Origin of the sequence: Psychrosphaera ytuae (assembly GCF_017638545.1) — a bacterium.
In the GTDB taxonomy this organism is placed as follows: Bacteria; Pseudomonadota; Gammaproteobacteria; order Enterobacterales; family Alteromonadaceae; genus Psychrosphaera; species Psychrosphaera ytuae.
Genome location: NZ_CP072110.1, coordinates 2307946 through 2333773 on the forward strand (window position 1 = coordinate 2307946; position 25828 = coordinate 2333773).

General features: G+C 41.9%; 24 protein-coding genes. 13 read left to right on the forward strand and 11 right to left on the reverse strand.

Annotated features, from left to right (window positions below):
• Nucleotides 1-23 precede the first annotated feature (23 nt).
• The 5 genes from J1N51_RS10300 to J1N51_RS10320 all read left to right on the forward strand — a co-directional run bounded on the left by J1N51_RS10300 (nucleotide 24) and on the right by J1N51_RS10320 (nucleotide 7001).
• Entirely contained in the window at nucleotides 24-1601 is a 1578-nt protein-coding gene (locus tag J1N51_RS10300) for an XrtA system polysaccharide chain length determinant (protein WP_208831053.1), read from the forward strand.
• Nucleotides 1598-2575 (forward strand): XrtA-associated tyrosine autokinase, encoded by a 978-nt coding sequence (locus tag J1N51_RS10305; protein WP_208831054.1) that lies wholly within the window; start codon nucleotides 1598-1600, stop codon nucleotides 2573-2575. Before J1N51_RS10300 ends, J1N51_RS10305 begins: the two co-directional genes overlap by 4 nt.
• Before the next feature lie 2 nt (nucleotides 2576-2577).
• A complete protein-coding gene (locus J1N51_RS10310; RefSeq protein WP_208831055.1) occupies nucleotides 2578-4278 on the forward strand; it encodes a porin in 1701 nt (566 codons plus the stop codon).
• An 88-nt stretch (nucleotides 4279-4366) separates the two neighbouring features.
• On the forward strand, nucleotides 4367-5782 hold the full coding sequence (locus J1N51_RS10315) for a phenylacetate--CoA ligase family protein (protein ID WP_208831056.1): 1416 nt from the start codon (nucleotides 4367-4369) through the stop codon (nucleotides 5780-5782).
• Nucleotides 5783-5798: 16 nt separating this feature from the next.
• Nucleotides 5799-7001 carry an aminotransferase class V-fold PLP-dependent enzyme gene (locus J1N51_RS10320; RefSeq protein ID WP_208831057.1) on the forward strand — a complete coding sequence of 401 codons (1203 nt, stop codon included), beginning with the start codon at nucleotides 5799-5801 and terminating at the stop codon, nucleotides 6999-7001.
• An 8-nt stretch (nucleotides 7002-7009) separates the two neighbouring features.
• Here J1N51_RS10320 and J1N51_RS10325 read toward each other — a convergent pair whose 3' ends face one another.
• Nucleotides 7010-7165: a hypothetical protein gene (locus tag J1N51_RS10325; protein ID WP_208833464.1), complete on the reverse strand. Its 156-nt coding sequence runs from the start codon at nucleotides 7163-7165 to the stop codon at nucleotides 7010-7012.
• A 256-nt stretch (nucleotides 7166-7421) separates the two neighbouring features.
• On the opposite strand from J1N51_RS10325, the gene J1N51_RS10330 reads away from it, so the two are divergent.
• Nucleotides 7422-9938, forward strand: coding sequence for a TonB-dependent receptor (locus J1N51_RS10330; protein ID WP_208831058.1), 2517 nt, complete (start codon nucleotides 7422-7424; stop codon nucleotides 9936-9938).
• Here J1N51_RS10330 and J1N51_RS10335 read toward each other — a convergent pair.
• Complete coding sequence (locus J1N51_RS10335; RefSeq protein ID WP_208831059.1) at nucleotides 9906-10403, reverse strand: TIGR02444 family protein; 498 nt, start codon at nucleotides 10401-10403, stop codon at nucleotides 9906-9908. The genes J1N51_RS10330 and J1N51_RS10335 overlap by 33 nt on opposite strands.
• A gap of 7 nt (nucleotides 10404-10410) precedes the next feature.
• Nucleotides 10411-12318 carry an ABC transporter ATP-binding protein gene (locus J1N51_RS10340; protein ID WP_208831060.1) on the reverse strand — a complete coding sequence of 636 codons (1908 nt, stop codon included), beginning with the start codon at nucleotides 12316-12318 and terminating at the stop codon, nucleotides 10411-10413.
• A 102-nt stretch (nucleotides 12319-12420) separates the two neighbouring features.
• Between J1N51_RS10340 and J1N51_RS10345 the strand changes: the two genes are divergently transcribed.
• Nucleotides 12421-12642: a YheV family putative zinc ribbon protein gene (locus J1N51_RS10345; protein WP_208831061.1), complete on the forward strand. Its 222-nt coding sequence runs from the start codon at nucleotides 12421-12423 to the stop codon at nucleotides 12640-12642.
• Nucleotides 12643-12671: 29 nt separating this feature from the next.
• Here J1N51_RS10345 and J1N51_RS10350 read toward each other — a convergent pair whose 3' ends face one another.
• Both J1N51_RS10350 and J1N51_RS10355 read right to left on the reverse strand, forming a co-directional pair.
• Nucleotides 12672-12899 (reverse strand): SlyX family protein, encoded by a 228-nt coding sequence (locus J1N51_RS10350; RefSeq protein ID WP_208831062.1) that lies wholly within the window; start codon nucleotides 12897-12899, stop codon nucleotides 12672-12674.
• A complete protein-coding gene (locus J1N51_RS10355) occupies nucleotides 12886-14187 on the reverse strand; it encodes a WD40 repeat domain-containing protein (protein WP_208831063.1) in 1302 nt (433 codons plus the stop codon). The genes J1N51_RS10350 and J1N51_RS10355 overlap by 14 nt, the downstream gene beginning before the upstream one ends.
• Before the next feature lie 175 nt (nucleotides 14188-14362).
• On the opposite strand from J1N51_RS10355, the gene fkpA reads away from it, so the two are divergent.
• Nucleotides 14363-15100: an FKBP-type peptidyl-prolyl cis-trans isomerase gene (fkpA, locus tag J1N51_RS10360; RefSeq protein ID WP_208831064.1), complete on the forward strand. Its 738-nt coding sequence runs from the start codon at nucleotides 14363-14365 to the stop codon at nucleotides 15098-15100.
• A 115-nt stretch (nucleotides 15101-15215) separates the two neighbouring features.
• On the opposite strand, the gene J1N51_RS10365 is transcribed toward fkpA, so the two are convergent.
• Both J1N51_RS10365 and rsd read right to left on the reverse strand, forming a co-directional pair.
• On the reverse strand, nucleotides 15216-16499 hold the full coding sequence (locus tag J1N51_RS10365) for a hypothetical protein (RefSeq protein ID WP_208831065.1): 1284 nt from the start codon (nucleotides 16497-16499) through the stop codon (nucleotides 15216-15218).
• Between the two features lie 36 nt (nucleotides 16500-16535).
• Nucleotides 16536-16997 (reverse strand): sigma D regulator, encoded by a 462-nt coding sequence (gene rsd, locus J1N51_RS10370; RefSeq protein WP_208831067.1) that lies wholly within the window; start codon nucleotides 16995-16997, stop codon nucleotides 16536-16538.
• Between the two features lie 144 nt (nucleotides 16998-17141).
• Between rsd and nudC the strand changes: the two genes are divergently transcribed.
• On the forward strand, nucleotides 17142-17945 hold the full coding sequence (gene nudC / locus J1N51_RS10375; protein ID WP_208831069.1) for an NAD(+) diphosphatase: 804 nt from the start codon (nucleotides 17142-17144) through the stop codon (nucleotides 17943-17945).
• A 249-nt stretch (nucleotides 17946-18194) separates the two neighbouring features.
• A complete protein-coding gene (hemE, locus tag J1N51_RS10380; protein WP_208831071.1) occupies nucleotides 18195-19262 on the forward strand; it encodes a uroporphyrinogen decarboxylase in 1068 nt (355 codons plus the stop codon).
• 115 nt (nucleotides 19263-19377) lie between these two features.
• Here the strand turns inward: hemE and sthA are convergent, their stop codons facing one another.
• Nucleotides 19378-20712 carry a Si-specific NAD(P)(+) transhydrogenase gene (sthA, locus tag J1N51_RS10385; protein ID WP_232842901.1) on the reverse strand — a complete coding sequence of 445 codons (1335 nt, stop codon included), beginning with the start codon at nucleotides 20710-20712 and terminating at the stop codon, nucleotides 19378-19380.
• 252 nt (nucleotides 20713-20964) lie between these two features.
• Nucleotides 20965-22107: an acyl-CoA desaturase gene (locus J1N51_RS10390; protein WP_208831075.1), complete on the reverse strand. Its 1143-nt coding sequence runs from the start codon at nucleotides 22105-22107 to the stop codon at nucleotides 20965-20967.
• A gap of 129 nt (nucleotides 22108-22236) precedes the next feature.
• Here J1N51_RS10390 and fabR point away from each other — a divergent pair, with 129 nt between their 5' ends.
• The 3 genes from fabR to J1N51_RS10405 all read left to right on the forward strand — a co-directional run bounded on the left by fabR (nucleotide 22237) and on the right by J1N51_RS10405 (nucleotide 23902).
• A complete protein-coding gene (fabR, locus tag J1N51_RS10395) occupies nucleotides 22237-22869 on the forward strand; it encodes an HTH-type transcriptional repressor FabR (RefSeq protein ID WP_208831077.1) in 633 nt (210 codons plus the stop codon).
• 189 nt (nucleotides 22870-23058) lie between these two features.
• On the forward strand, nucleotides 23059-23568 hold the full coding sequence (locus J1N51_RS10400; RefSeq protein ID WP_208831079.1) for a hypothetical protein: 510 nt from the start codon (nucleotides 23059-23061) through the stop codon (nucleotides 23566-23568).
• A gap of 22 nt (nucleotides 23569-23590) precedes the next feature.
• Nucleotides 23591-23902 carry a helix-turn-helix domain-containing protein gene (locus tag J1N51_RS10405; RefSeq protein WP_208831081.1) on the forward strand — a complete coding sequence of 104 codons (312 nt, stop codon included), beginning with the start codon at nucleotides 23591-23593 and terminating at the stop codon, nucleotides 23900-23902.
• A 120-nt stretch (nucleotides 23903-24022) separates the two neighbouring features.
• On the opposite strand, the gene trmA is transcribed toward J1N51_RS10405, so the two are convergent.
• Entirely contained in the window at nucleotides 24023-25120 is a 1098-nt protein-coding gene (trmA, locus tag J1N51_RS10410) for a tRNA (uridine(54)-C5)-methyltransferase TrmA (RefSeq protein WP_208831083.1), read from the reverse strand.
• A 119-nt stretch (nucleotides 25121-25239) separates the two neighbouring features.
• Nucleotides 25240-25656 carry an RNA recognition motif domain-containing protein gene (locus tag J1N51_RS10415; protein WP_208831085.1) on the reverse strand — a complete coding sequence of 139 codons (417 nt, stop codon included), beginning with the start codon at nucleotides 25654-25656 and terminating at the stop codon, nucleotides 25240-25242.
• Nucleotides 25657-25828 lie beyond the last annotated feature (172 nt).

Sequence of the window (25828 nt, forward strand, 5' to 3'; positions counted from 1 at the left end):
TAAGAAGTATAAGGGAATACCAAATGCAGGATCTGCAGGCCACTATCCAGTTAGTCTTTGACTATCTAAAGGGTATTTGGATTAAAAAGCGATACATCATTATTTCAACCTGGCTAATTTGTCCTATTGGCCTGATTTTAGTGGCTAGGATGCCTGATGTTTATGAGTCAAATGCCAAGGTGTATGCTGACACTCGGTCTATGCTAAAGCCGTTATTGAGAGGTTTGACGGTTCAGACTAACCCTGACGATGAGATCAATATGATCGCTCGTACTTTATTGTCCACACCCAATTTAGAAGATATCGCCCGTCAAGCAGATTTAGATATCAATGCAAATTCAGAAGCTGAATTTAGAACTATCGTGGCATCACTTCGAGATAACATATCACTGCGCCCATCGAATCGAGATAATATTTACTCTATTGCTTACGAACATCCAGATCCAAATAAAGCAAAACAAGTTGTTTTACTTACTCTCGATAAATTTATCGAATCCGCGTTAGGTCAAAATCGCAAAGACAGTGACACAGCGACCAAATTTTTAGATCAACAAATCGAAGAGTATGCAAGACGACTCGCTCAATCAGAGCAAAGAGTGGCCGACTTTAAGAAGCAATATGGTGAGCTTTTGGCGGGTGATTCCTATTACCAGCAACGCGCCTCGTTGGCGAGCCAAATAGAAAGCCTGAATCTAGAGCTCGCTGAAAAAGAAACTCAGCTCAAAAGCTTAAAAAGCAAGTTCAGTGCCGCAACTCCAAGCACAGATGGAGCTGACTCAGTCAATATTCAAACTCAGTATGATCAGCGCATTGCCCAACTTCAAGCTAATTTAGACGATTTGCAAATTCGTTTTACCGAGCAACATCCAGACGTTATCCAAACAAAGGAGCGTTTGGATGTATTGGTCGCGCAGCGCAAAAAAGAAATTGAAGAGATGGTCAAAGGTTTGTCGAGTGGTGAGTTAGCCTCTGGTGGATTGAGCGAAAATGCAATCGTTCAAGAACTAACAATTGTAATTAACAATCTAGAGAGCAATATTGCGTCTCTTAATGTACGTAAAGCTAGTTATCAACAAAAGCTCAAATCGTTAGAAGAAAAAATCGAACTCGTCCCGGATATTGAAGCTAAACGCACAGCTCTTGACCGAGACTACGGTATTACTAAACGTAAATACGAAGAGTTTTTGGCTCGTAAAGAATCAGCTGATATCTCACGAAAAGCCGACTTATCTGCAGAAGAAGTACAATTTAGAATAATAGAGCCGCCGGTTGTGCCTCTAGAGCCATCGGGTCCAAATCGCCCAATGTTTTACACCGTAGTGTTTATTATTAGTATTGGGGCTGGTGTTGTGTTGGCATTTTTGACCAGTCAATTAAACCCAGTAGTCGTCAATGCTTCTCAACTGTCCAATGTTACTGGTAGACCTGTATTAGGGGCGGTTACCGACATTAACTTAGAAGCGATAAAGAAAAAGAATCGGTTTAGAGTTTTTGTATTTGCGTTATCTACGTTAACTGTATTTTGTATTTATATGGCCTTTATGGCGACAGATTTGGTCTTGAGAACAACGCCAATTAAGCTAGTGGAGACATTGTTATGAGTTCAATCGAAAAGGCAATGAGGAAACAGGCTGAAGCAGATAAGAATAAGCAGAACAAACAAAATGAACCTGCAAATGAAGTGAGAGTCTCTGTTACACAAGACACGCAGATAGATTTAAAGCCAGAAGGCCAACAGGTTTTGGCGGAAAAAGCGCCGACTAACGAGCAAGAAACGTTAACAACTGAGCCTTTAATAAACGAAACTACACAGGCTAATTTGGATAAAGACCCTTTAACTTTAGGTCAACACTTAGAAATTGATTTAGAGCGTCTAGAACAAAAGGGGTTTGTTGCCTTATCCAAAAAACGCACGCTTATAAATGAAGAATTTAGAAGTATTAAGCGTAAGTTACTAAACAATGCGTTCGGTGGCTTAGCAAAAACTCTAAATCACAGTAACTTAATATTAGTATCTAGTTCTCGCCCGAATGAAGGTAAAACTTTTTGTGCGGTGAACCTAGCGTTAAGTATCGCGCTAGAGAAAGATAAGACTGTGTTGTTAGTTGATGCGGACGTACTTAAACCAAGTGTATCCAAGACATTGGAATTAGGTGCTAATGCCGGGTTAATTGAATACTTGTCTGGTGAAGTCGAGGATGTGTCTTCAGTTATTTACCAAACTAATGTGGAAAACTTGCGAGTGATCCCAGCGGGATTACCTCATTACTTGTCTAACGAATTATTGTCTAGTGACAAAATGCAGCAGTTGTTTGACGAGTTTGCCAGCCGATATCCAGACCGTATTGTTATTTTTGATTGTCCACCGCTATTGGGTGTAAATGAAACGACGGTAATGGCTGAGCAGTGTGGGCAAGGTGTCATTGTTGTTGAAGAGTTTAAGTCCAAGCTGACTGAAGTTAAAAAAGCAGTAGACCTACTGCCTGAAGAGATGGCTGTGGGATTAGTGATGAATAAAGTCATCGACCCATCTGACACTCAAGGGTATGGCTATTATTACGGATCAGGTGCATAAAAATGAACGAAAACAAAGGATGTTGCCAATCTAATTTGCCTAACGCTCGGTTAAGTCGAGTTGCTTTAGCGTTAGTTGGTGTTTCATTTCCTTTGTTTTCTGTTGGCCTAGGTGCAACTGAGTTTGAATGGAAGCCATCGCTATCGGCCTCTTACATACATATTTTAGATGCAGAGCTTCAAGGGTTTAGTCTTACTCAGCCCATTGAAGAGGGGCATCAAGCTTATACCTTATCTCCAACGCTAGCCTTGTCGGCAAAAGGACCCGTTTGGAACGCAAATTGGTCCTTGTCCAGAACCCAAATTCATCAAGTTGAAGACGGCTTTGACGATGATGATTACAATAATATAACGCTCAACAACGAATTTTCGTTCATGAAAAAGCGTTTAACCCTTTTTGCTAATGCAACACGATTAAACCGCAACATAAATAATGAATTTGAGGGTGTTACCGATCCTATTTTTGGTCAGGATGAATATTTAGAGGTTGATACCTTAACAACCGGTATTCGTTTTAAAACCTCACCAGCAGTCGATTGGAGAACCAACGCGAGCGTTCAAATCAGTCAATCAGATTACGACGAAAGCGCGGTAGACACGACAAACTTTACTTCTACAAACATATTAAGTGGTGATAGACATTCTGCTTCTTTAGAAGTTGGTTATGGGCGTTCACCTCAACAAGTTAGAGCTCAGTTTTCATTTAGCGGTAATTTCAATGAAACTGAACGACGTGGTAAGCAGAATCTCCTGTCGCTTGACGCCAATATTGGTGTTCCTGTATGGCAATCGTTAGATATTGTATTTACCGCTTTTAAGTCAATTAACAAACTTGAAAGTACTCAAATCGATGAACGTCAACTCGATAACGAAAACATAGGTGTTGGTGTGGCGTGGCGTTTAGGACCTCGTTCATTTGTTGAAATCACCCGTAACAAAGAAACAAAGAACAGTGCCTTTTTGACTGACAACGAAGGTAGTGACGACGACTTTACGTCTTTTAGACTTGTTGTAGAAACAAATGAAAAAGCGCAATTTTTTTATGTTCATAGCCGCCGCTTTTACGGCGATTCGAATCAGTTTAGTTTGACCAAAAAATCGAAGCGCTGGAGCCTTTCTGGCAGTTACAGCGAAACCTTGGATACTCGCACCCGTCTTGAGCCAGATTTTATTGATGCAGGTATCTTTGCATGTCCGGTCATTGACAGTCCTAGACAAGATTGTGTCAAACTTATCGCGCCACCGACATCACCAAGCGACGAGTTGTTTTATTTTGAGTTTACCGACGTAGATTATTTGTTTGTCGATGAGCTCGCGCTTATTAAGTCTATGCAACTTAGTTATGACTACCGATTCAAAAAAACGACCGTTAAACTGGCATACAACCAGAGTAGCTTTGATTACCTCGAGCGCGGTGACGACGCCATTGATAGCGAGCGTGATACAACGACCTACTCGTTTAACTTAGATCACCGTCTAAATCGTCGCACTACATTAAAGTTAAACGCTGCTTTTTCGGAAGTGAAAAACTCTGATGACTCTATTCAACGTAAGGGCGAGCAGCGCTCAATTGCCTTAGAGCGTCGCCTTACTAGGAAAGCGACAGGAACTCTAAGCTACAAGTATTTTGATAATGAGGACGGCCAAAATCAACGCGGTCGCACTGACAACCGCATCGAATTGACCTATAAATATGAGTTTTAATTTTAGGTAAATATTATTGTTTAATATTTGACCTTTTAGCGTGTTTAGCGTGATACTCAATCAGAGGGAGTTAATTAGGTGATTGAGTATGGCCGCAGTAGATAGGTTTTTGGCATCGGTTTTTTTGCCAACGTTGGAGCGCTTTTCTAGTACTCGATTTTGGTCTATCTATCGAGAAATGGATCAGCTCAGGCATTCTTCATCTAGTGAACGTCACCAGCGTATTCAAACCAAGTTGCTACACCTCTTATCTCAAGCAAGAGAACAGGTGCCATATTGGCAACAGCTTAATATAAGTGAGTCAAACCACCACGCTATTCCTCTCTCAAACAAAGCTACATATACATCCACCTTTCCTGACGGTATTACATCGAAACAATCCAATGGTGATTGGCAATATTTGTCTTCAGCTGGAACCACGGGCCGAATGACGGTGGTCGTCAATTTTGTCAAAAGAGACTATCTTCGAGCAGCAGAACATCTTAACTTAAAATTGGCAACAGGCTCACCGGTCGGAGTGCCAGCAATCGATATTCCACCGAGTGCCTGTAATGTTGTTTGTGGGTTTGCCGACCCAGGCCCAGAACCTTTGTTAAGCTACCTATGGTGGGGTATCAAACGCGGTACGGTATTTTCAGAGGATGTTATGTCTGGTCTACGAGGTCGATTTGAGCGTCAGGTACTGTTAAAAAGAACTGTTCTGTTGCCATTTGAGTCTGCACCTTGGACTCAAATGGTTTCCGAGTTGGATGCATGTTTAGCAAAAATCAAACAAGATAATATTCAAGTACTTCGGGCTTTGCCTCATTTCTTACTTTGGCTTGCCACTCGCGCTGAGCAAACCGGAATAACTCTTCCTCGTCTAAAAAAGGTCATGCCATATGGGGGACTTGCGTCTACGGAGATGGTCTTGCGAATAGAGTCTGGCTTGGGTGCCCGTTTTGTTAATGTTTACGGAACCGGCGAAGTAGGCTCGATAGGATGTGGAACGGACGATATTAATGGGATTGATATTTATTCCGAAATGGTTTGTGTTGAAGTCGTTGGTGACGACGGCTTACCTGTGCGAGAAGGTGAAATAGGCCAAGTAGTTGTGACGGATCTCAATAATTTTGCCATGCCTATTATTCGTTATGCGATTGGTGATGTGGCTCGGGTATTACGTTATGACGATGCTGGAGAGTTTGCCGAGTCAATAGAAGTATATGGTCGTCAACAAGAGTGTATCAAGAGTCCTGAAAACGACTACGTAACTCCTGCACAGTTACAAGATGCTGTCTTCAAATATAAAAATATAATTAACTTTAAATTTGAGGTTATTACACCCACGCTAGCCAAGCTGACTCTCGTTGTTCTAAACGGTAAGAACTTTGACTTTGAAGCCGAGCTTATTATCTCATCATTGTCAGAGTTGATGCCGTGGTTCAAACGAATAAAACTCAAAAAAGCCGACTTTTTATTGCCTGAGAGCAGTGGCAAATATTTGTGTGTAAAACAAAAATAGTGACTGGGAGGTCTCAATGTTTAATGAACAGGAGCTTTGTGAAATCAAGTCAGAGTTTTCAGCATTTGAATACCCAACGCCAACTGGTCAGCCATTAATTTATTTAGATAACGCTGCCACTGCATTAAAACCAAGAGCTGTGGTGGACGCAGTAACCCAAGTATTGACTCAAAAAACTGCCAATATTCATCGCTCTGTACACTTTTTGGGAGACAGGGCGACAGAATGTTATGAGTCTGCCAGAACGACAGTATCGTATTTTTTAAATTGTGATGAGCATGAAGTGGTATTTCTTAAAAATACAACCGAAGCTCTGAACCTAGTTGCAAATGCTTTTGCATCTAAAGGAAAAATACTGACGAGTATGGCTGAACATCACTCAAACTACTTAGTGTGGCCAGAGCGTCAAACTATCCGATTATCACTTAATCAACATGGTCAGGTAGACCTATCTCAGTTAGATGAAGTGCTCACTGCGGAAAACATTGAACTGATCAGCTTAGCTCATGTATCGAATGTGACTGGCAATGAAATACCCATTGAAGAGGTGTGTAAGGTAGCACATCGTCATGGAGTTAAAGTGTTGGTTGATGCGGCTCAATCCGCACCTCATCAAAGCTTAGACGTTGAGACATTGGGGTGCGACTTCTTAGTTTTTAGTGGGCACAAATTAGGCTCTCCAACAGGGGTTGGGGTTTTGTTTGGCAAGCATCAATTGCTAGAAGAAATGGACTATTGGCTCAAAGGCGGTGCCACAGTGGAGAGTGTGTCTTTGTCTTCACACAAACCCAAAAACGCACCTTGGCGTTTTGAAGCGGGGACACCGGCAATAGAGTCTGTTGCCGGCTTAGATAGCGCACTTACTTATTTGATGGAACTCGATATGGACAGGGTACATGACCATCAATTGGCATTGGGCCAGCATGCTCGAAACGCATTAAAAGAATACTTACCGCAGGCAATACTGCTAGGTGAGCCTTCATCATATAGCGGACCGCTGAGCTTTTATGTACCCGGCGTATCCCCTCACCTATTAGCCCGAGGCGTGAGCGACAGATACAGTATTTGTATCCGGTCAGGTTATCACTGCGCGCAACCACTTCATGACACTATTAATGCGCCAGCCTCTTTGAGACTGTCGCATTGGGTATATAACTCTGAGCAAGATATCGAGACCGCAATTAAACGGATCGCTGCGTTTAGTAATATTGTCTCTTAGCTTTCGATTTACTCTGGCTCTGAGTTCACTACATTCTTGATAAAGTACCAAGTATAAAACGCCATTAATCCCACCGTAAGTCCCAGAATACCAAAGCTCATGTATAACACTGGGTCTTGCATAAAATCTCTAAACATTGATTCGAAGTTGTAGTCTGTAAACATAATCTCTCTCCTCTTTCTTGTATTTAAAGATAGTGATCTCAGCCATCGCTGACTTGATCTAAATCAAAACCTCAAAGCGGATAAGAGTCGATGTGAAGCAATGTTGATTTAGATCAAGTTTCGTTCGTCGGCTTGTCTTGGCGGTTTGTCGAGCGAGGATACGAAGATGCAAATTTGATATTTACTTAAAAATGATATGGTGTATCATCTCATTCAACTTATGAGTTTTGAGTATTAAACCTGGAGAAAAACGAGGATGTTAAGGTCATCATTAGTTGCCGCCGCAGTCGCAGCAAGCCTGTCGTTAAGTGCAGTATCATCTCAAGCATTTGCAAATCACACCGTGTCTGGAGTCGTAGTTGATAATCTTGGCAAACCTGTAGCGAATGCCAAAATTACTGTTCATGGTAGTGCAGTATCGGTTAAGACGGACAAAGATGGTAAATTTACGATTACTGAAGCGATCCAACACGTGGATGAAATACACGTCGCTGCGGCTGGTTATAATCACGCCTCGTTGTCTTTGGTTGAAGGCCAAGATAGCTATACATTGACACTCAGCAAATCCTTAATTGAGCATATTGATGTGACGGCCACACCACTGCATGCTTCGACTTTGGAGTCTGCGACACCGATTACTGTTATCAGTAATGAAGATTTAAACAACAAACATTCAGCTACGTTAGGTGAAACGTTAAAGTCTGAGCTGGGTGTTCATTCTAGTTATTACGGTCCAATTAGCTCGACACCTATCATCCGCGGTTTGGATGGCCCACGTGTCATGATTGCTCAAAATGGCTTGGACGTAAGTGATGCGTCACGAGTTGGTCCTGATCATGTTGTATCGACAGAAACAAGTACTGTAGAACAAATCGAAGTATTACGTGGCCCTGCGACATTGTTCTTTGGAAGTGGTGCAATTGGTGGTGTTGTTAACGTAGTTGATAACCGTGTGCCACGTGCAAAAGACGACTCGGGTGAAATTCAAGTAAGTAATAATTCAATCGCTGATGAGACTGAAGTTTCTGCGATGTTAAATCAAACGGTGGGTGACTTTGTCCTGCATTTTGATGGTTTTTATCGCGATGGTGATGACTACGAAGTACCGGGGAACCCAAAACTAGAGGTTCACGACGAGCATGACTCTGAAGAGCACGAAGGTGAAGAACATCATGACGAGCACGAAGCGCACGATGACAAATACACGTTAGAAAACAGCGCATCAAGAGCACGCGGTTTTAACCTTGGCGGTAGTTTGATGTTGGACAACGGTTTTGTAGGTGCGTCGGTAGGTTACTTAGATCGCCTTTACGGCATCCCTGGTCACGCTCATGGTGATGAGGAAGGGCACGAAGGAGAAACCGAAGAAGAGCACGCTGAGCATGCAGAAGAGGGGGCCGTTAAGGGTGACTTAAAGCAAACCCGTGTGCAGGTGATAAGTGAATTGTATTTTGAAAATACGTGGTTTACTAACATTAATACACGCATGGGTATCACCAACTATGAGCATCAAGAAATTGAAGGTGATGAGGTTGGTACTCGTTTTGAAAACGACTCATTAGAGCTTCGTACGGATTTGATGTTTGCTGAAGTTGACGGTTGGCATGGTGCGTTAACATTTGATTATAAAAACAGTGACTTTTTTGCCGCTGGTGAGGAAGCCTTTACACCTCCTTCAGAAACCACTGCAATTGCTTTGGGTTTGATCGAAGAGAAGCATTTTGGTGATGTGTTATTGCAAGCTGGAGCTCGAATTGAGCGTGTCGAAATCGAATCTGCTGAGTTTGATACATTAGAATTTACCCCATTTAGTATTTCAGCAGGTTTAGTTTATGACTTCGCGGATGGGTATAACGCAGCGATTTCTTTAACACATAGCTCTCGTGCACCTTCTGCCGCTGAGTTGCTGTCATTTGGTCCACACATTGGTACCAACAGTGTAGAAGTTGGCGCTATTTATGAGTTAGTTCATGCTCATGAAGAGGAAGAGCATGAAGAAGAACACGAAGGCGATCACCTCAATGAGGAGCATGAAGAGCACCACGGTGTAGTAGAGCACTTAGACGAGGAGTTCGAAGTTCACGCAGCGGATTTAAAAGAAGAGACATCAAATAACATCGAGTTGAGCTTACGTAAATTCGAAGGTAAGACGGGATTTGTTGTGAACGCTTTTTATAACCGTGTAAACGACTTCTACTATCAGTCAAATACGGGTCTGTTCTTTGCCGATGTACATGACGAGCATGAAGAAGAGCACGAAGAAGTCCATATGGGTGAAGAAGTTCACATGGACGAAGCGCATGATGAGCATGCGGAAGAAGGTCTTCCTATTTATCAGTTTGTGGCAAGAGATGCCGAATTTTACGGTGTTGAAGCACAATATATCTGGCAAGCAACCGATCAGTTTAAAGTGACGCTTCAAGCAGACAGCATTACGGGTAAATTAACAACGGGTGAGTACTTACCACGTATCCCACCTATGCGTTATGGCGCAACGTTCAATTATGAAATGCAAAATACCACCTTTGAATTGTCTACCATGGTTCATGCAAAGCAAGACAAAGTCGCAGAAAACGAATCAGTAACAGACGGTTATACAATGACTGACTTTTACGTTAACCACTATGTACCTGTGGGTAACGCAGATTTAAACCTGTTCTTAAAAGTTAATAATGTGTTTGATCAAGAAGCTCGCGTTCATTCAAGCTTCTTGAAGAATGATACCCTATTACCAGGTCGTTCATTCGTCTTGGGTGTTCGAGGAATGTTTTAATAACATTTGATAGCGCGCCCAATTAGAAGCCTCTGGTTCGGTGGAATCAGAGGCTTTGTTTTTGGTCGCGACACAATCAGAAAACTCATCTGGATCGCGATTCATAAACTGGCAAAGTAATGTTTGCTCTTGTTGTTCTAGTAACAGTTCTGCCTCGAGAAGATGTTGGCGGATCTTATCGTAATCGGTCAGTTGGCTACGACTTTGTTTAAAGTGATCACGAGTAACTCGAATCGCTTGAGTAAATTGAATGGAGAAATGGCTGACTTGTTGCTGCAACAAGTGTAATTCTTTGTCACTGATCTTAATTCCCAAATCATCACAATACATACAAAACAACGAGAGGTTGACGTTACCACCATAACTGTTTTGCCACCTCAATAACTCCTGTTGAAGCTCGTCTTGCTGGTACGTGGTAATACTAAACTGCCAGAGTTCTGTGGGTTCAATTTGGATCGATGACATAGAGTTCCTATTCAAAGTTAGCGCGTAAGGTTTCCATTTGCTCTTCGTAGTCAAACCATTCCATTTCCGTTTCTTCTAGCTCGCTCTTAAGACTTGCTTGTTCTGCTAAAAGTTGGGTTAGTTCTGACTTACGTGCCTCTGAGTATAGATCAGTGTCGGCCATTTTTTCTTCAATTTCTGACAGTTTTTCTGCGATTTTTTCTTGTTTTTTAGCTAACTTGTCGGCTTCTTTCTTTAATGGTGACAGCGCTTTACGAAGATCGGCCTCTTTCCGCTTTTGTTCTTTTTTGGCCTGGGCGGAGTTTTCTTTGTCGATATCTTTGCTATCAGCTTGGTTTGCTTGGCGTTCTTGGTCTAATAGCCAATTGTGATAATCGTCCAAATCGCCATTAAACGGTGCCACTTGTCCTGCATCAACGAGGTACAAATCATCACAGGTGGATTTAAGTAAGTGACGGTCGTGGGCAATCAATATCATCGCGCCTTCAAAGCCTTGTAATGCGAGGGCAAGGGCTTGACGCATTTCGATGTCTAGGTGGTTGGTTGGTTCGTCGAGAAGTAATAAGTTTGGCTTTTGATAAACCAATAAGGCCAACACTAAACGGGCTTTTTCACCACCAGAAAAGTTATCAATAATATCCAGAGCTTGGTCGCCATTAAAGCCAAAACCACCCAAATAATCTCGTGCTGGTTGCTCGAGAAGTGTATCGTCTAGCAACATCAGATGTTGTAGAGGTGACTGGCCTTTTGTCAGAGTGTCGAGTTGATGCTGTGCAAAATAGCCTATACGTAAGTGCTTACTGTATTCAAAATCGCCAGAAAGAGGTGGAATACTCTTCGCTAGCGTTTTTATCAAGGTCGATTTACCGGCACCATTTCGTCCTAATAAACCAATACGGCTACCAGGCACTAAATTAAGACGGATCTTTGAAAGAATTTCGAGGTCGCCATAACCCGCAGATACCTGGTCCATTTTAATAATCGGGTTAGGAATGTTGGTCGCTGGCAAAAATTTAAAGTGAAACTGCGAGTCAACGTGAGCTGGAGCGATTTTTTCCATTCGCTCGAGCATTTTTACGCGGCTTTGAGCTTGTTTGGCTTTTGATGCTTTTGCTTTAAAGCGGTCGATAAATGACTGTATGTGCTTAATTTCTTGCTGTTGCTTTTCAAAGGTTGCTTGTTGTTGTGCGAGTTTTTCGGCACGTTGAATCTCAAACGTCGAGTAGTTACCCGTGTAGCTATTTAAGCTTTGGTTTTCGACGTGCAAAATACCTTGGCAAATATTATCAATAAAATCTCGGTCGTGACTGATCAATAAAATCGTGCCCTCATAACGCTTAAGCCATTTTTCTAACCAGATGACCGCGTCTAAGTCCAAGTGGTTAGTCGGCTCATCTAGTAGTAAGCAGTCACTATCAATCATCAGTGCTTGAGCAAGGTTCAAACGCATTCGCCAACCACCCGAGAAGCTGCTCACACTTCGTTGTTGAGTCTCGGTATCAAACCCTAGACCATTGAGTAGTTCACCGGCGCGAGCTGGAATCGTGTAGGCATTGATTGCGTCGAGCTCGTGATGAAGTTGAGCAATTTGATGACCGTCATCAGCTTGTTCTGCTTTTTCAAGCTTGGCTTGTAAGTCGCGATAAATATGGTGACCGTCGATCACATAATCGAGGGCACTGCGCTCTAATCCTGGGGTTTCTTGTTTAACCCAAGCCAATTGCCAACCTTTAGGAAAGCTAATGTCGCCACCGTCATTTGTTAGTTCACCGCGGATCAAATTAAATAAGGTCGATTTACCGCAACCATTAGCGCCGACAATACCGATTTTGTGACCTGGAAAAATGGTCGCAGAGGCATTCTCGAACAACACCTTGTTGCCGAGTTGTAAATTGAGTTGAGTAATTTGTAGCATAGTGACGACGGATTCCTAAAAAATTGAGCAGGCGAATGGTATAACTTGCGGGCTTAAACGTATACCCATGCGAGTGGTTTTTCGTATAGAATGGCGCGCTAAATGAAAGAGGTGATCATGGCCAGAAAGAAAAAGCGATTTATTGCTGGAGCAACGTGCCCAGAGTGTAAAGAACAAGACACTATGATGTTATTTATCGAGAATAATGTCGAGCAAGTTGAGTGCAAGGCATGTGGTCACCACATGACTCAACCGGAGGATGCCGTGCAAGGCGCCACCCGCCAGTTTGAGCAAATTATCGGGGTTTTTAATCCAGAGGATTAATTGCTAGAAAAGATTGTAACTAGCAAAACTTAATAGTGTGGCGGCGGTGTTTCTTCTGACATCGACGCTACTACTGAACCTTTGTTTTCTTTTAACTTTTCAGCTAATAACTTAACTTGACGAGTCACCACAGCAAATTGCAAATTCATGTTGGTGATCTCGTCGTTGAGTTGGTCGATAGTGACTTCTTGAAACGCTACTTTACTCTCTAAAGATTCCAATCGAGCTTGCAACTCTGCGATACTATCTGTGCTCATTGTCGATTTCCCAAATTTCACTAAACCCAGCCGAACTTGTACTGATCACCTGGGTTTCATTGTTAATAAAGCTGGCACTATACACGATTGCACTTGCTGGGCGTGAGCCTTTCCTTGCGGTAACTGTCCATTGTTGGAGTTGTTTGCCGGTTTTTACATCCCAAAGGGTTAATTCTCGCGTTGGTGCGCCGGTTAATAACCATTTTCCGTTGTCACTAAAACGCGCGCTAGAAAATATTTCCTGGCGATTGAAATACTGAAGTGTTGAAATTACTTTTCCGGTTTTTAGGTCCCAGATACGACTTTGTTTTTTGCTGTCGGCGGTGAATGCATACCTGCCTTTTGCATCTAGTGCCACTTTGGTGACCCGAGAACTGTGCCTGAACTGATAAATAACTTGTCCAGTCTTGGTATCCCAAAGGTAGGCGTTGTTGTCGCTTGAACCAGTGAGTACGTAACGTCCGTTGGCCGACATTTCAAGGCTATTAATGGTGTTGCTAATCTGAACTGGCTCGCCTTCAGCGTCTAATAAGTTAGATTGGTGCCCCAAAAACTCTAATCTTCGACCGCTCTCAACGGTAATGTGTGTCACCATACCGTTACTTTTACCGATGACAATGTGCTTACCGTTGTTTGAAACGTCGATAGCGCGAATCGTTCCTAAAATCATGCAACGCTCGGATTCAACCTCGAGCACATTAATACACTTGTCGCGGTCGATGATGTCGATTTGGCTTAGTGCAGGCTGGTCTGAGTCTGCTTTGGCGCCTCTGACCCAGGTGCTCTCTGTTGTCGTCTGTGGTTGAATTTTTACTTTGGCTTTTTTGACTTGCCAAAACCCAAGGTTTTCACCGGTTTGTAAACTCCACAGTGAAAAGTTGTGTTTATCGGCTAAGACAGCGTGACTGTCGTTATTGGAGATAGCGGTTGCAAATATGGTATTGGCATCACTCATAATGGCGGTTGATTCACCGTCATCAAATTGCAAACCTTGATTGCTTAAGTCATGAGACCACTGGTATTTAAGGCCTTCTGCGTCAAGATCCCAAAGTGCAACACCGTGATACAGTGAAGATAACACTGCGTATTTGCCAGTATCTGAAATAGTTCCGTCAAATGCGCCTTGTTGGGCTGTGGTTAATTGTTTGATTGGTATATCACTACTTGGTTCACAGCCAAGTGTAAGTATACAAAACACAGAAACGAAAGTGAGACGAATCCCTTTGGCCCAAGCTGGTAGATGGGTCTTGCTGATACGTTGAACGCGGTTTAAACCGCCCTGTTTCAATTTAATTCCATATTTGCTCAACAAGATATACCTCTATTTATGTGAAAGCGTCGCTTAAGGGTTTTTCTTTACTTTGTTAATCGCTAGTATAGGCTACTTCGGATCGAAAACTGTAGCACTAGGTTTTTTAAGTCAATTTTAAGTTGCTATAGACAATCATAATATTGGAGAGAACATGAATAAAGCGGTAAAACTAACTGCGATTGCAGCAGCCGTTGCAGTTATCAGTGCTTGTGGTGCAGACAAGAAAGAATCAGTTAAATTAGAAACAGAAGCACAAAAGCAAAGTTATGCGCTAGGTGCGTCTATGGGACGTTACTTAAAGAATAACCTAGACCAAAATGCCGACATCGGTGTAAATCTAGACCAAACTATGATCATCGGTGGTATCGAAGACGCATTAGGTGACAAGGTACAGCTAAACGATGAAGAGATTGAGACTATCATGACTGGTCTTGAGTCACAGGTTCGAAAACTACGCGCTGAAAAGCAAGAAGCGTTAGCAGCAGAAGCACAGCAAGCTGGTAAAGACTTCCTAGCGGAAAACGCAAAGCGCAGTGAAGTAACTGTAACTGAATCAGGTCTACAGTACGAAGTTTTGCAAGAAGGTGAAGGCGAAAAGCCAAACGCAGAAGACACAGTAACCGTTCATTACCACGGTACTTTGATTGATGGTTCGGTATTTGACTCTTCAGTTGAACGCGGTCAAACAACAAGCTTCCCACTAAACCGTGTTATTCCTGGTTGGACTGAAGGTCTTCAGTACATGTCTCCTGGTGCGAAGTATAAATTCTATATTCCGTCTGAATTGGCATACGGTGCTCGTAGCGCAGGTTCGATTCCACCAAACTCAACATTGATCTTTGAAGTTGAGTTGTTTGAAGTTGAAAAGCCAGCGGTAGAAACGCGCTAAGCTAAATTCAAATAACCAATCTTTAAAACGGTTAAAACAAAAACGCGAGGGCTTAATGAGCTACTCGCGTTTTTTTATGGACAGCGTTTTTCACTAAAACGCAAAAGAAACAGGGTTAATTTTGGTAAAGCGCTAAACCTTCGATACGTTGTTTAACTAACGCTGTCATTGCTTTGTAGCCGTCCGAATCTACCTCACCAATTTGACTCGTCAATTGTTGATAACTTAAGTTTTCTGGAAGGTTATTGATGTCAGGAAAAAATATCCCTTCGATTTGAGAGTTAGCTAACAGCTGTTGTGCATCTCGTGCTTTTTTTGCAGAGCTTGTTAATTCCTGACTGAAGCGGATCCCGGCTTTATCGGCTGCTAAATCAGCAAAGCTATAACCACTTCCGCCGACATTTGAATCATTTAACTCTTTGAACTCACCAATTTTAAAACCAATTTGCTCACCACCAATCTGATCTAAAACGGCAGAGTATAAAAAGTGTAGGGCTAAATCGTTACGCCCGGCTAGTGTGGTTCCAAATCTAGACCCGCGAAACTGAACATCTTTAATCCCTGCATATTCAGCAAATCGCTTATCGCCAAAAAACGCCGCCAGCGCCCAAATTGCAGCGCGATTTTGCTCGATGGCGTCACCTGCTTGGCGAGAAGCAAGGGAAAACACCTGTTGTGTATAAAACGCCAGTGATTGGTTTGGTAGCTCTATACTCTGAAGATGCGTGTAGTATTCGGCAAAGCGTTGGGTATTGACCTCAATTCCTAAATATTCGCTGGTCACAATGGCAGAAGCTTGGATAAGAGATTGTTTAATGTTGTAGCCTCTAAATTGACTGGGACGTTGAGTAAACAAACTCATTGAGTCGTCATTAACTTTGATGTGAGTAACAACTGAGATAAGAGACTGACTAAACTCTTCACCTAAAAACTTGTTGGCAGCTAGCTTTATCAACCAGTTGGCCATTGATGAAGGAATGGGTAAATCGCCAATTTGACAATACTCCGCTTTAAACGATCGAGTCGACTGTAAAAAGGTGCAGTAACCATTGAGGTACAGACTTGAGTAATTTGGGTATGGTTGAAATGAACCACCGATAGTGACTCTTCGGCCACTGATAAGGGCTTCTAAGCGTGAACGCGGCACTGTATGAGCGGCAAGTGCCATCAAATCGTCTAATTCAGATTGGGTTACGACTAAATCGATTTGGTCCTCAGAGCCCTTAAGTTGCTGAGCAATTCTGCCTAACATCGTTTTGGCAGAGCGTACTTGTTCGGAGTTAATGACCGTATTGGGTTTAAGTAAAGGGCTTGGAGCTGTTATCAGGTAGAAAAGGCCGATTACACTGATGCCTATTACTACACATAAAAATAAGAGGCCTTTGATAAAAGACGACATAAGTGAAAAAACAGCTCCATTTTTTGTGGGGTTGGGCTAATTTTGCTTAGTGTAGTAAGCGTGAATCAGCTCATCTTCTAACTCCATTCTGTTTTCTAGTGTGGTACCTAGATCACTGAGGTCGTTATCAAACCCAATAAACTCTGAATTGGCAGGAAGATTAGAGTATTTATCATTGAAGTCAACCAAGGTCTGTGTGGTTTCTGTTATCAGTGGGTACAATTTGTTGGCTAAATCCGCGCTTTCCGTGCCATTACATTGTTCGACAATTTCGTCATACACTTCAAAGTGACCCGCAGATAAATAATCAATCAAGATCTGACAAAACTCGGTAATGACAGAGTAGTCTGGAAGGGAGTTCTTTTTTGATTCAAAAGGGGGTAATCCCGCTAATTCACAATATTTAACCAGTAATGACTGCCGCTCTGCTAACCAAGTGTCTATGGCCGTGTGCGCACCGCCGTATTTTTGTTTTGTTTGTTCTTGCCTTACTAACATGACTGCACCTTCCTCTTTGAAAGATCGATTATTTTCCGTATGTTAATTAAAATTATAGACACAATTTACAAATTAACATCTCAGATTTGAACGGTTGTGGTTTAGAATAACGCCACAACATGACGAGCCGATTAAGGGAACCTTATGATTCAACACAGTATGTCATTTTCATCTGATTTAGAAGGTTGGTGGTGCGTGATTCATACTCATCGGATCTTTATGCCTGTCCCTCATCAAAATATCCCTTTTGGCCGTTTTGAAGATTTAGCTTTGCCTATCAGTGAGCCAGAACAGGTCCATAAAATTGGCGAATGGGATGGCGAACCCGTTTATGCGATAAATGCCGAAGAGCTCGACGAACCAACAGATGAGTTTGTAGGTTTGCGCACGGCTTTATTTGAGCATCCTCAAATGTTTGAATTTGCGGCACGGGCGTTTCAAGTTCACTTGTTTTTAAAAACACATCAGTATTGTGGCCAATGTGGTCAACCGATGACGCTGGTGGATTGGGAGTTGGCCACTCAATGTGAGCCATGTCGCCACCGCTGCTACCCTCGTATTTCTCCTGTCGTCATCGTTGCCATACGTCGTGGCAATCAAATTTTATTGGCCAAAAACAAGCGCAGTGCGTCTGGGTTATACAGTGTTTTGGCTGGCTTTGTGGAAAGTGGCGAAACCTTAGAACAAGCGGTGCATCGCGAAGTGTATGAAGAAGTTGGGATCAAAGTCAAAAACTTAAAGTACTTTGAAAGTCAGCCATGGCCATTTCCTCATTCTTTGATGGTGGGCTTTTTAGCAGAATATGACTCAGGCGAATTAACACTTTGTGATGAAGAAATAGAAGCTGCTGATTGGTACACGATTGATACTATGCCAAACACTCCGCCACTCAAAACAATCTCGGGTCAGTTGATTGAGCAAACCAAGCGTTTAATGAAAAGGGCATAAAAGAAAAAACCACTCCGAAGAGTGGTCGAATTTTTCTAGCGCGTGAGCTCAACTTGTGAGTTTTTATTGTAGTTTTTCTTGAGCGCGAAGTATTTATAGCACCGCAGATCTGGCTGTGCAACTTTTGACCACAACTTTATTCGAATAAAAAGAGTGTTTTTTATACACTTTGATTCTATAGAGTATTCTATGGAGAGAATACGCGAGGTCTGGTAGAATCGCGCCCATTCAAAATCGAGAGAATGTCCAATGACTGAATTAAAAAACGATCGCTATTTACGTGCATTATTAAAAGAGCCTGTTGACCGCACTCCGGTATGGATGATGCGTCAAGCGGGGCGTTATTTACCAGAATATCGAGCAACTCGTGCAGAAGCCGGTGACTTTATGTCATTGTGTAAAAATGCCGAACTAGCTTGTGAAGTAACGATGCAACCTTTACGTCGTTACCCTCTTGATGCAGCGATTTTGTTTTCGGACATTTTGACGATTCCTGATGCAATGGGTCTTGGTCTTTACTTTGAAACGGGTGAGGGTCCTCGTTTTTCTAATCCAATTAAAACCAAAGCCGACATCGACAAGCTACCTATCCCTGATCCGGAAGGTGAGTTGCAATATGTAATGAACGCGGTTCGTACTATTCGTAAAGAACTAAACGGCAGCGTGCCACTAATTGGTTTTTCAGGTAGTCCATGGACACTAGCGACTTACATGGTTGAAGGTAGCGGAACTAAGACCTTCTCTAAAGTCAAAGGTATGATGTACTCAGAACCAAAAATGATGCATCAGTTATTGGATAAAGTTGCAGACTCTGTAACCAGTTATCTAAATGCACAAATCGCCGCAGGTGCCCAATCTGTGATGATTTTTGACACTTGGGGTGGCGTATTAACTCCACGTGATTACAAAGAGTTCTCACTTAACTACATGCAAAAAATTGTAGATGGCTTAACTCGTGAAAACGAAGGCCGTAAAGTACCAGTAACCTTGTTTACTAAAAATGGTGGCCAATGGTTAGAGCAAATGGCTGAAACAGGTGCGGATGCACTTGGTTTGGACTGGACCATGAATATTGCAGAAGCGAAACGTCGTGTTGGTGACAAAGTCGCACTACAAGGCAATATGGATCCTGCGATGTTATATGCCACTCCAGAGCGTATTCGCCAAGAAGTTAAAACTATCCTGGCAGATTACGGTGACAGCGGTACAGGTCATGTATTTAATCTTGGTCACGGTATTACTCCAGACGTAACTCCAGAGAATGCGGGTGCATTCATTAACGCTGTGGTTGATTACAGCGCCGAGTACCACAAGTAATTTAAGACTCATAGCGGTCGAATAGATACAAAAAAAGCGCTTCGAGGTCATACTCTGAAGCGCTTTTTTAATGTTTGTTATTTTGAATACCTTCAGTAAATAACAAACCGTTTGATTAGAACAAACGGTTAAGACCATTCAGTGCTGCTACGCGATAAGCTTCGGCCATTGTCGGGTAGTTGAACGTTGTGTGAATGAAATATTCAATTGTGTTGGCAGAGCCCTTTTGTTGCATGATAGCTTGACCGATGTGGATGATCTCAGCTGCTTGTTCACCAAAACAATGAATACCTAAAATCTCTTTTGTTTCACAGTGGAATAAGATTTTAAGACCGCCAACAGGTGTTGCGCCAATTTGTGCACGCGCTAGATGTTTGAATGAAGAACGTCCTACTTCGTATGGGATCTTAGCCGCAGTCAATTCTTGCTCTGTTTTACCAACAGAAGACATTTCTGGAATTGTATAGATACCGGTAGGAATATCGTCAATCAGTTTGCCTTCGGTGGTTAAGTTAAGCATGTAGTCAGCACAGATACGACCTTGATCATATGCCGCACTTGCAAGGCTTGGGTAACCAATCACATCACCAACCGCAAAAATGTTATCAACGGCTGTTTTGTATGTTTTGTCTACTGCTAATGAACCGCGAGAGTTTGCCTCTAAGCCAATTGCATCTAAGTTTAGGCTATCAGTGTTACCCGTACGGCCGTTAGCAAATAAGATACAGTCTGCTTTCATGCGTTTACCAGACTTAAGTGTCATGATAACGCCGTCTTCGTCGGCTTCAATTTTGTCGTATTCTTCACCGTGACGGATCACAATACCGCTATTCCAGAAGTGATAGCTCAAAGAGTCCGTCATTTCTGCATCCATGAAAGATAACAAACGGTCACGTGTGTTAATCAAGTCTACTTTGCAGCCTAAACCTCGGAAAATCGATGCGTACTCACAGCCAATTACGCCCGCACCGTAGATGATGATGTTTTTAGGCTGATGTTTTAAAGACAAGATAGTGTCTGAGTCATAAACACGAGGATGTTTAAAATCAACATCAACTGGGTTGTAAGGGCGAGAACCCGTTGCAATGACAATGTATTCTGCTGTTAACGTTTCGATAGAACCATCAAGTAGTTCTAGCTTTAACGTGTGCTTATCAATGAATGACGCCGAACCATGGTAAATAGTTACGTCGTTGCGATCATAAAAACCACCACGCAAACGAACTTGATCACGAATAACTTTGGTCGTGTGCTCAAGGATGTTGTCGAAGGTTAATGTCGCGGCTTTTTCAGTTTTGTTAAACAACGGGTTGCTGTTGTATTCGACTAAGCGGCTAACAGAGTGACGTAAGGCTTTTGATGGGATGGTACCCCAGTGCGTACAGCCACCACCAACTTGACTGTGCTTTTCGATTACGGCTACTTTTTTACCTGCTTTAGTCAGGTTCATTGCCGCGCCTTCACCGCCAGGGCCGGTACCAATTACGATCGCATCATATTGAAATGATGTTGGCTTTTGGTCTGCTTGGTTTTTTTGTTTTTTACTGGTCACAAATACACCTTCGTCGCTTCAAACTTTTTTAGAATGATGTTGCATCATATTTATCTCGTAAGTTTAACAAAGAATTAAAACTTAGAGAATGAATCATTTTAGTAAAAGTTATCGTCGCCGAGCGGTGTTTTGTCAACAATTCTGCTTATATTAAGCTGGAACTTGTGTCAGAACTCGCTGCCACTGTTTTTGCTGTCTTTTTAACTCTTTACGCAAAAGTTCGTAATTCCCTTTCAATTCTGCAAGTACGGAGTCAGAAACCTTCTGTTTTTTTGCGGTTAAATAGGCTTTACGGGTTTCAAGGTAGGTTTTGAACGCCGAAACTAACGCTTCATATTCATGTTCTAATTTAGCCAAAACAACGTCTTTGTTTGGCAGGTCAATGATTTTCTGTTCTGTTTTGAATTTTTGCATGCGCCACTTGGCCGCTTTGATCTTTTCTTCAGGAACGACTCGCAAATTTTTGGTCAAACCGATAAAGCTCAATGTCTTAATGAACCATTTTGAAGGGTCAAAGTGATACCAACGAATACCATTTCGGTAGTCATTCTCGAAAATATGGTGATAATTGTGATAGCCCTCACCATAGGTCACAAAAGCGAGCAAATAATTATCGCGAGCGGTATTCTTGTCTGTGTAAGTCTGTTTGCCCCAGATGTGAGCTAACGAATTGATGAAAAACGTAAAGTGATGACTGAGTACGAGTCGCAATACACCCACTGTTAACAACATTCCCCATATGTCATTAAAGATCACGCCTAAAATAAGCGGAATACCAAAGTTCATTGCCAGTGCGAGAGGTAGGTAATACTTGTGTTGCCACATGACGATTTTGTTCTTTTGTAAATCTCGACAGTTTGAATAATCACTGTACTTTTCGCCTTGATAATCGCGTAGCATCCAGCCAATGTGACTGTACCAAAACCCACGTTTGGCCGAATATGGGTCTTTGTCATTTTGATCGACAAACTTATGATGTATTCTGTGATCTGAAGACCAGTGCAATGCGCTGTTTTGCAACGCAAAGGCACCTCCTAAAGCAAGGACAAATTGAATTGCAGGATGTGCTTCGTAAGTGCGGTGAGACCATAAGCGGTGATAACCAACCGTAATCGACATGCCAGCAAAGCCAAGTGCTAAGGTTGTTGCTATTAAATGCTCGACACCGAGGCCGACATAAAGACCATATAAAGGTACGCCAATTAAGGCAATGAGAAATGTCGATGCGAACACAATGACATTGGTCCATAAAATAGGGGCTTTGGTTTGATTTGACGTTGGGGTTGCAGACATTGTTGCTTCTCTGTTGTTTCTTTTTGGCTTACAGCTGTACGCTGAGTGTATATGATGGTCGTGCAAAATCAACCGTTCTCGAATAATAAAACGTACAAGTGTACGCTAAAACTTTAATGTGATTGATATATGACGAAAAATAGTGGTCCAGAATTAGTTCGAACTCGTGCTCAACAAAAGGAGCAAACCCGTCGCGCCATTATTGATGCAGCCTTTAGTATGTTGAGTGCTGATCATAGCTTTGCAAATTTGAGTTTGCGCGAGGTTGCGCGTGAGGCGGGAATTGCGCCAACCTCATTTTATCGACATTTTAAAGATATGGACGAATTAGGATTAACCCTCGTTGATGAAGCGGGGTTAATGTTACGCCAGTTGATGCGCCAGGCTCGCGCTCGAATCGAAAAAGGAAAAGGGAGTGTCGTGCATACTTCCGTCGAGACCTTTATGGAATTTGTTGAGATTAATGATAATGAGTTCAGACTATTGTTACGAGAGCGAAGTGGTACATCAAAAGCATTTCGACGTGCGGTTTCTCGTGAGATTCAACATTTTGTGGAAGAGCTTACCGAGTATATTCAAGCGCGAACTCATGCTTCGCATCAAGATGCATGGTACGAAGCAGATGCACTGGTAACGATTGTATTTAATGCCGGTGCCGAAGCACTGGATTTGAGCGCCGAAAAACGAGGCGTCCTTGCTGAAAAAATCATTCAACAATTGCGATTTGTAATAAAAGGTTCTGAATCGGCTCGCCGAAGCTAAAGTTTACTCACACTTATAAGAAAGCTTGGAGCCCAATAAACACGGGATATGACATGCGACTGTCACATCTTGTCATATGACAAACAGGGGTACAGTCACCCTGTTGTCGTCAATAAAATACAAAAAGTTTGGTTAACTTGAATCCAACAAACGAATACCCGTTTGTCATCAAGTTCACAAGGAAAAAACATGAATCGTTCTAAAAATCAAACAACAGGCAATTACGACGATTACCACAAGGTAAAGTCGATGGACGTTTTTAAAAACGGCTACACTTTTAAATTCGAAGTTGGAAACACTGTCATTGAGTGCTGGGGTTCTAGTGTTACTGGTAAAGAGGTAATAAAAGTAGACAATAAAGTGGTTTCTGAAAAACGAAACATGACGTCCAGAAAATCATTACACGAGTTTCGTCATAAGGGCACTAACTACGAGATTGAATTTAATGTCATTAGTATGCTTACCGGAGAGCTGCACTGTATTTTGATTAAAGATGGTGTGCACTTTGAAACTAAAAAGCTAATTGTGACTAAAGGAAGAAATAACGAGCCTTATTCAAAGAGAAAGTTTTGGAGAGATTTCTTTATTTCGACTGGAATAGGCTTCATTTTTGGTTTTGTAGGTATGTCTATCTATTTACATGATGACGTTCGTCCATTATTTGATGGGCTGATCAATACGATTGGTTCGTGGTTTTAATTTTCTGTAAGGATGTTTTGTTATGGATATTAATGCACAGCTAATAAAAGATCGCCGTATGAGTAACAACTGGACTCAACAGCATTTAGCGGATGCTTGCGGATTGAGTTTAAGAACAATTCAGCGAGTCGAGCGTTATGGCAATGCGTCGAATGAAACGGTGGCTTCTTTGGCGGCAGTATTTGAAATCGATCAAAGTGATATTGTTGTCGAAGAACGCGAGATAGAAGTAGTGGAAATGTCAGTCCCGTCCAACCCTTGGATAGAAAGAATTATCTTGTCGGTGTCTTCAAGTGTTATTGGTTTTCTCGTTGCTACTTATGTTCTTGGGTAATGCTCTTTAAGAACAGAGAAGTGACAAACTAAAAGATCAAAGAAAAATAATGCCTATTAAAAAGGCCTTTGCTCTGAATTTAACGCAAAGGCCCTGTATTTTTACAATTTAACTTTTGGCTTAGTCACGTTTTGACAGGACTACACCACACTCTAAATGATGGGTATAAGGGAACTGATCAAACACAGCAAACTTCTCAACTTTATGAGTTTTTGCTAGCTCTTTCAGATTTTCATGCAGTGTATCTGGGTTACATGAAATATAGATAATGGTTGGATAAGCTTGAACCATTTTTACTGTCTCTTCGTCAAGACCGGCTCTTGGTGGATCGACAAAGATGGTTTCACAATTGTAACTCTTGAGGTCGATGCCCTCTAATCGGTTAAATGTGCGCGTGCCATTCATCGCCTCGGTGAACTCTTCAGCTGACATTCGAATAATGTCTACGTTTTCGATATTATTCGCTTTAATATTGTATTGCGCAGCATTTACCGAAGTTTTTGATATTTCGGTCGCCAAAACGCGTTCAAATTTATCGGCTAGTGCTAGGGAGAAGTTACCATTACCGCAATAAAGCTCTAATAAATCACCTTTATATTCTTTTGCGTTTTTAGCCCAGCTCAACATGTGCTCACAAACTACGGCATTAGGTTGAGTAAAACTATTTTCAACCTGCTTATATATGTATTCTTTGCCATCGACGCTTAAAGTCTCAATAACAAAGTCGCGATCTAAGATCACTTTTTGCTTACGTGCCCGACCTACAAAGTCGATCTTATATTTAGATCCTAGTTTAGCTTTTAATGTTTTACAGGCATCAATCCACTGATCATCTAACTGCTTGTGATAAAGCAAGCTAACCAAGATCTCGCCTGAAAGGGTAGACAAGTAGTCAATTTGAAATAGTTTACGTCTTAAGATCTCATTTGGCTTGAGCTCATCGATAAGATCCTTCATTACCTGATCGATAAGTTTACTCGCTGGTGGAAAGTGATCGATTCGAACTTTTTCTTTGGTTTCTTTGTCGAACATGATGTGAAACAAATCATCACCTTCGTGCCAGACTCTAAACTCACATCGCATGCGATAACTAAGCTTAGGTGATGTGAAAACGTCAATAGCTGGAATATCAAATTCAGCGAACTGTTCTTTTATACCAACTATCTTTTGATCTAATAATTCTTCGTACTGTTCTGGCTTGATCGTATCTAAAGGCATGGTTTCTTTTTCAAATAATGTGTCATTAATGGTTATTCTACGCAAAAAAGCACAAAAACACTAAATTAGGTAATAAAAAAGGCCGCAAATGCGACCTCTTCTGTATAGATAAATGTGAATTATTTATCGTTTGCCAAACGCACTTTAAGCATACGCTCTTGAAACTCAAAATCATTTAATGCATTGATCACTTTTTTGCTATCGCTAGCTGCAACCTCTACAAAACCAAAGCCACGACGTTTACCGGTTTGTTTATCACGAAGAAGACGTACCGAAAAAACCGCACCATGTTCACTAAACAGATCACGAACACTACCTTCATTTGCTCTATAAGGAAGGTTACCTACATATAAAGTAGTTGTTTGAGCCTGCGTTTCCTCTGCAGAACCGATCAGAGAACTTGCTACACCCGCAAGTAGGGCACCAACGGCAAATAGCGCTGCATTAGGTACTTGTAGATCAACTACAGAAAGAATAACTGCACCTAACACTGCGACTATAACGGCTGGTATAAATACCGAAGAATTAAAAGACATAGTCCATACTCTCAAAAAAGATTTAAAAAACATTAATGTACACGCACATGGTTGTGCGTAACGCCTATCTTATTATCTATATAGTGTTTTACAAGTAGTTTTTTGGTTAAAAAATACCGGATCCTTTCAATAAATAAGCAGATCGGACAAGATCTAACCGAACGATCGTAAA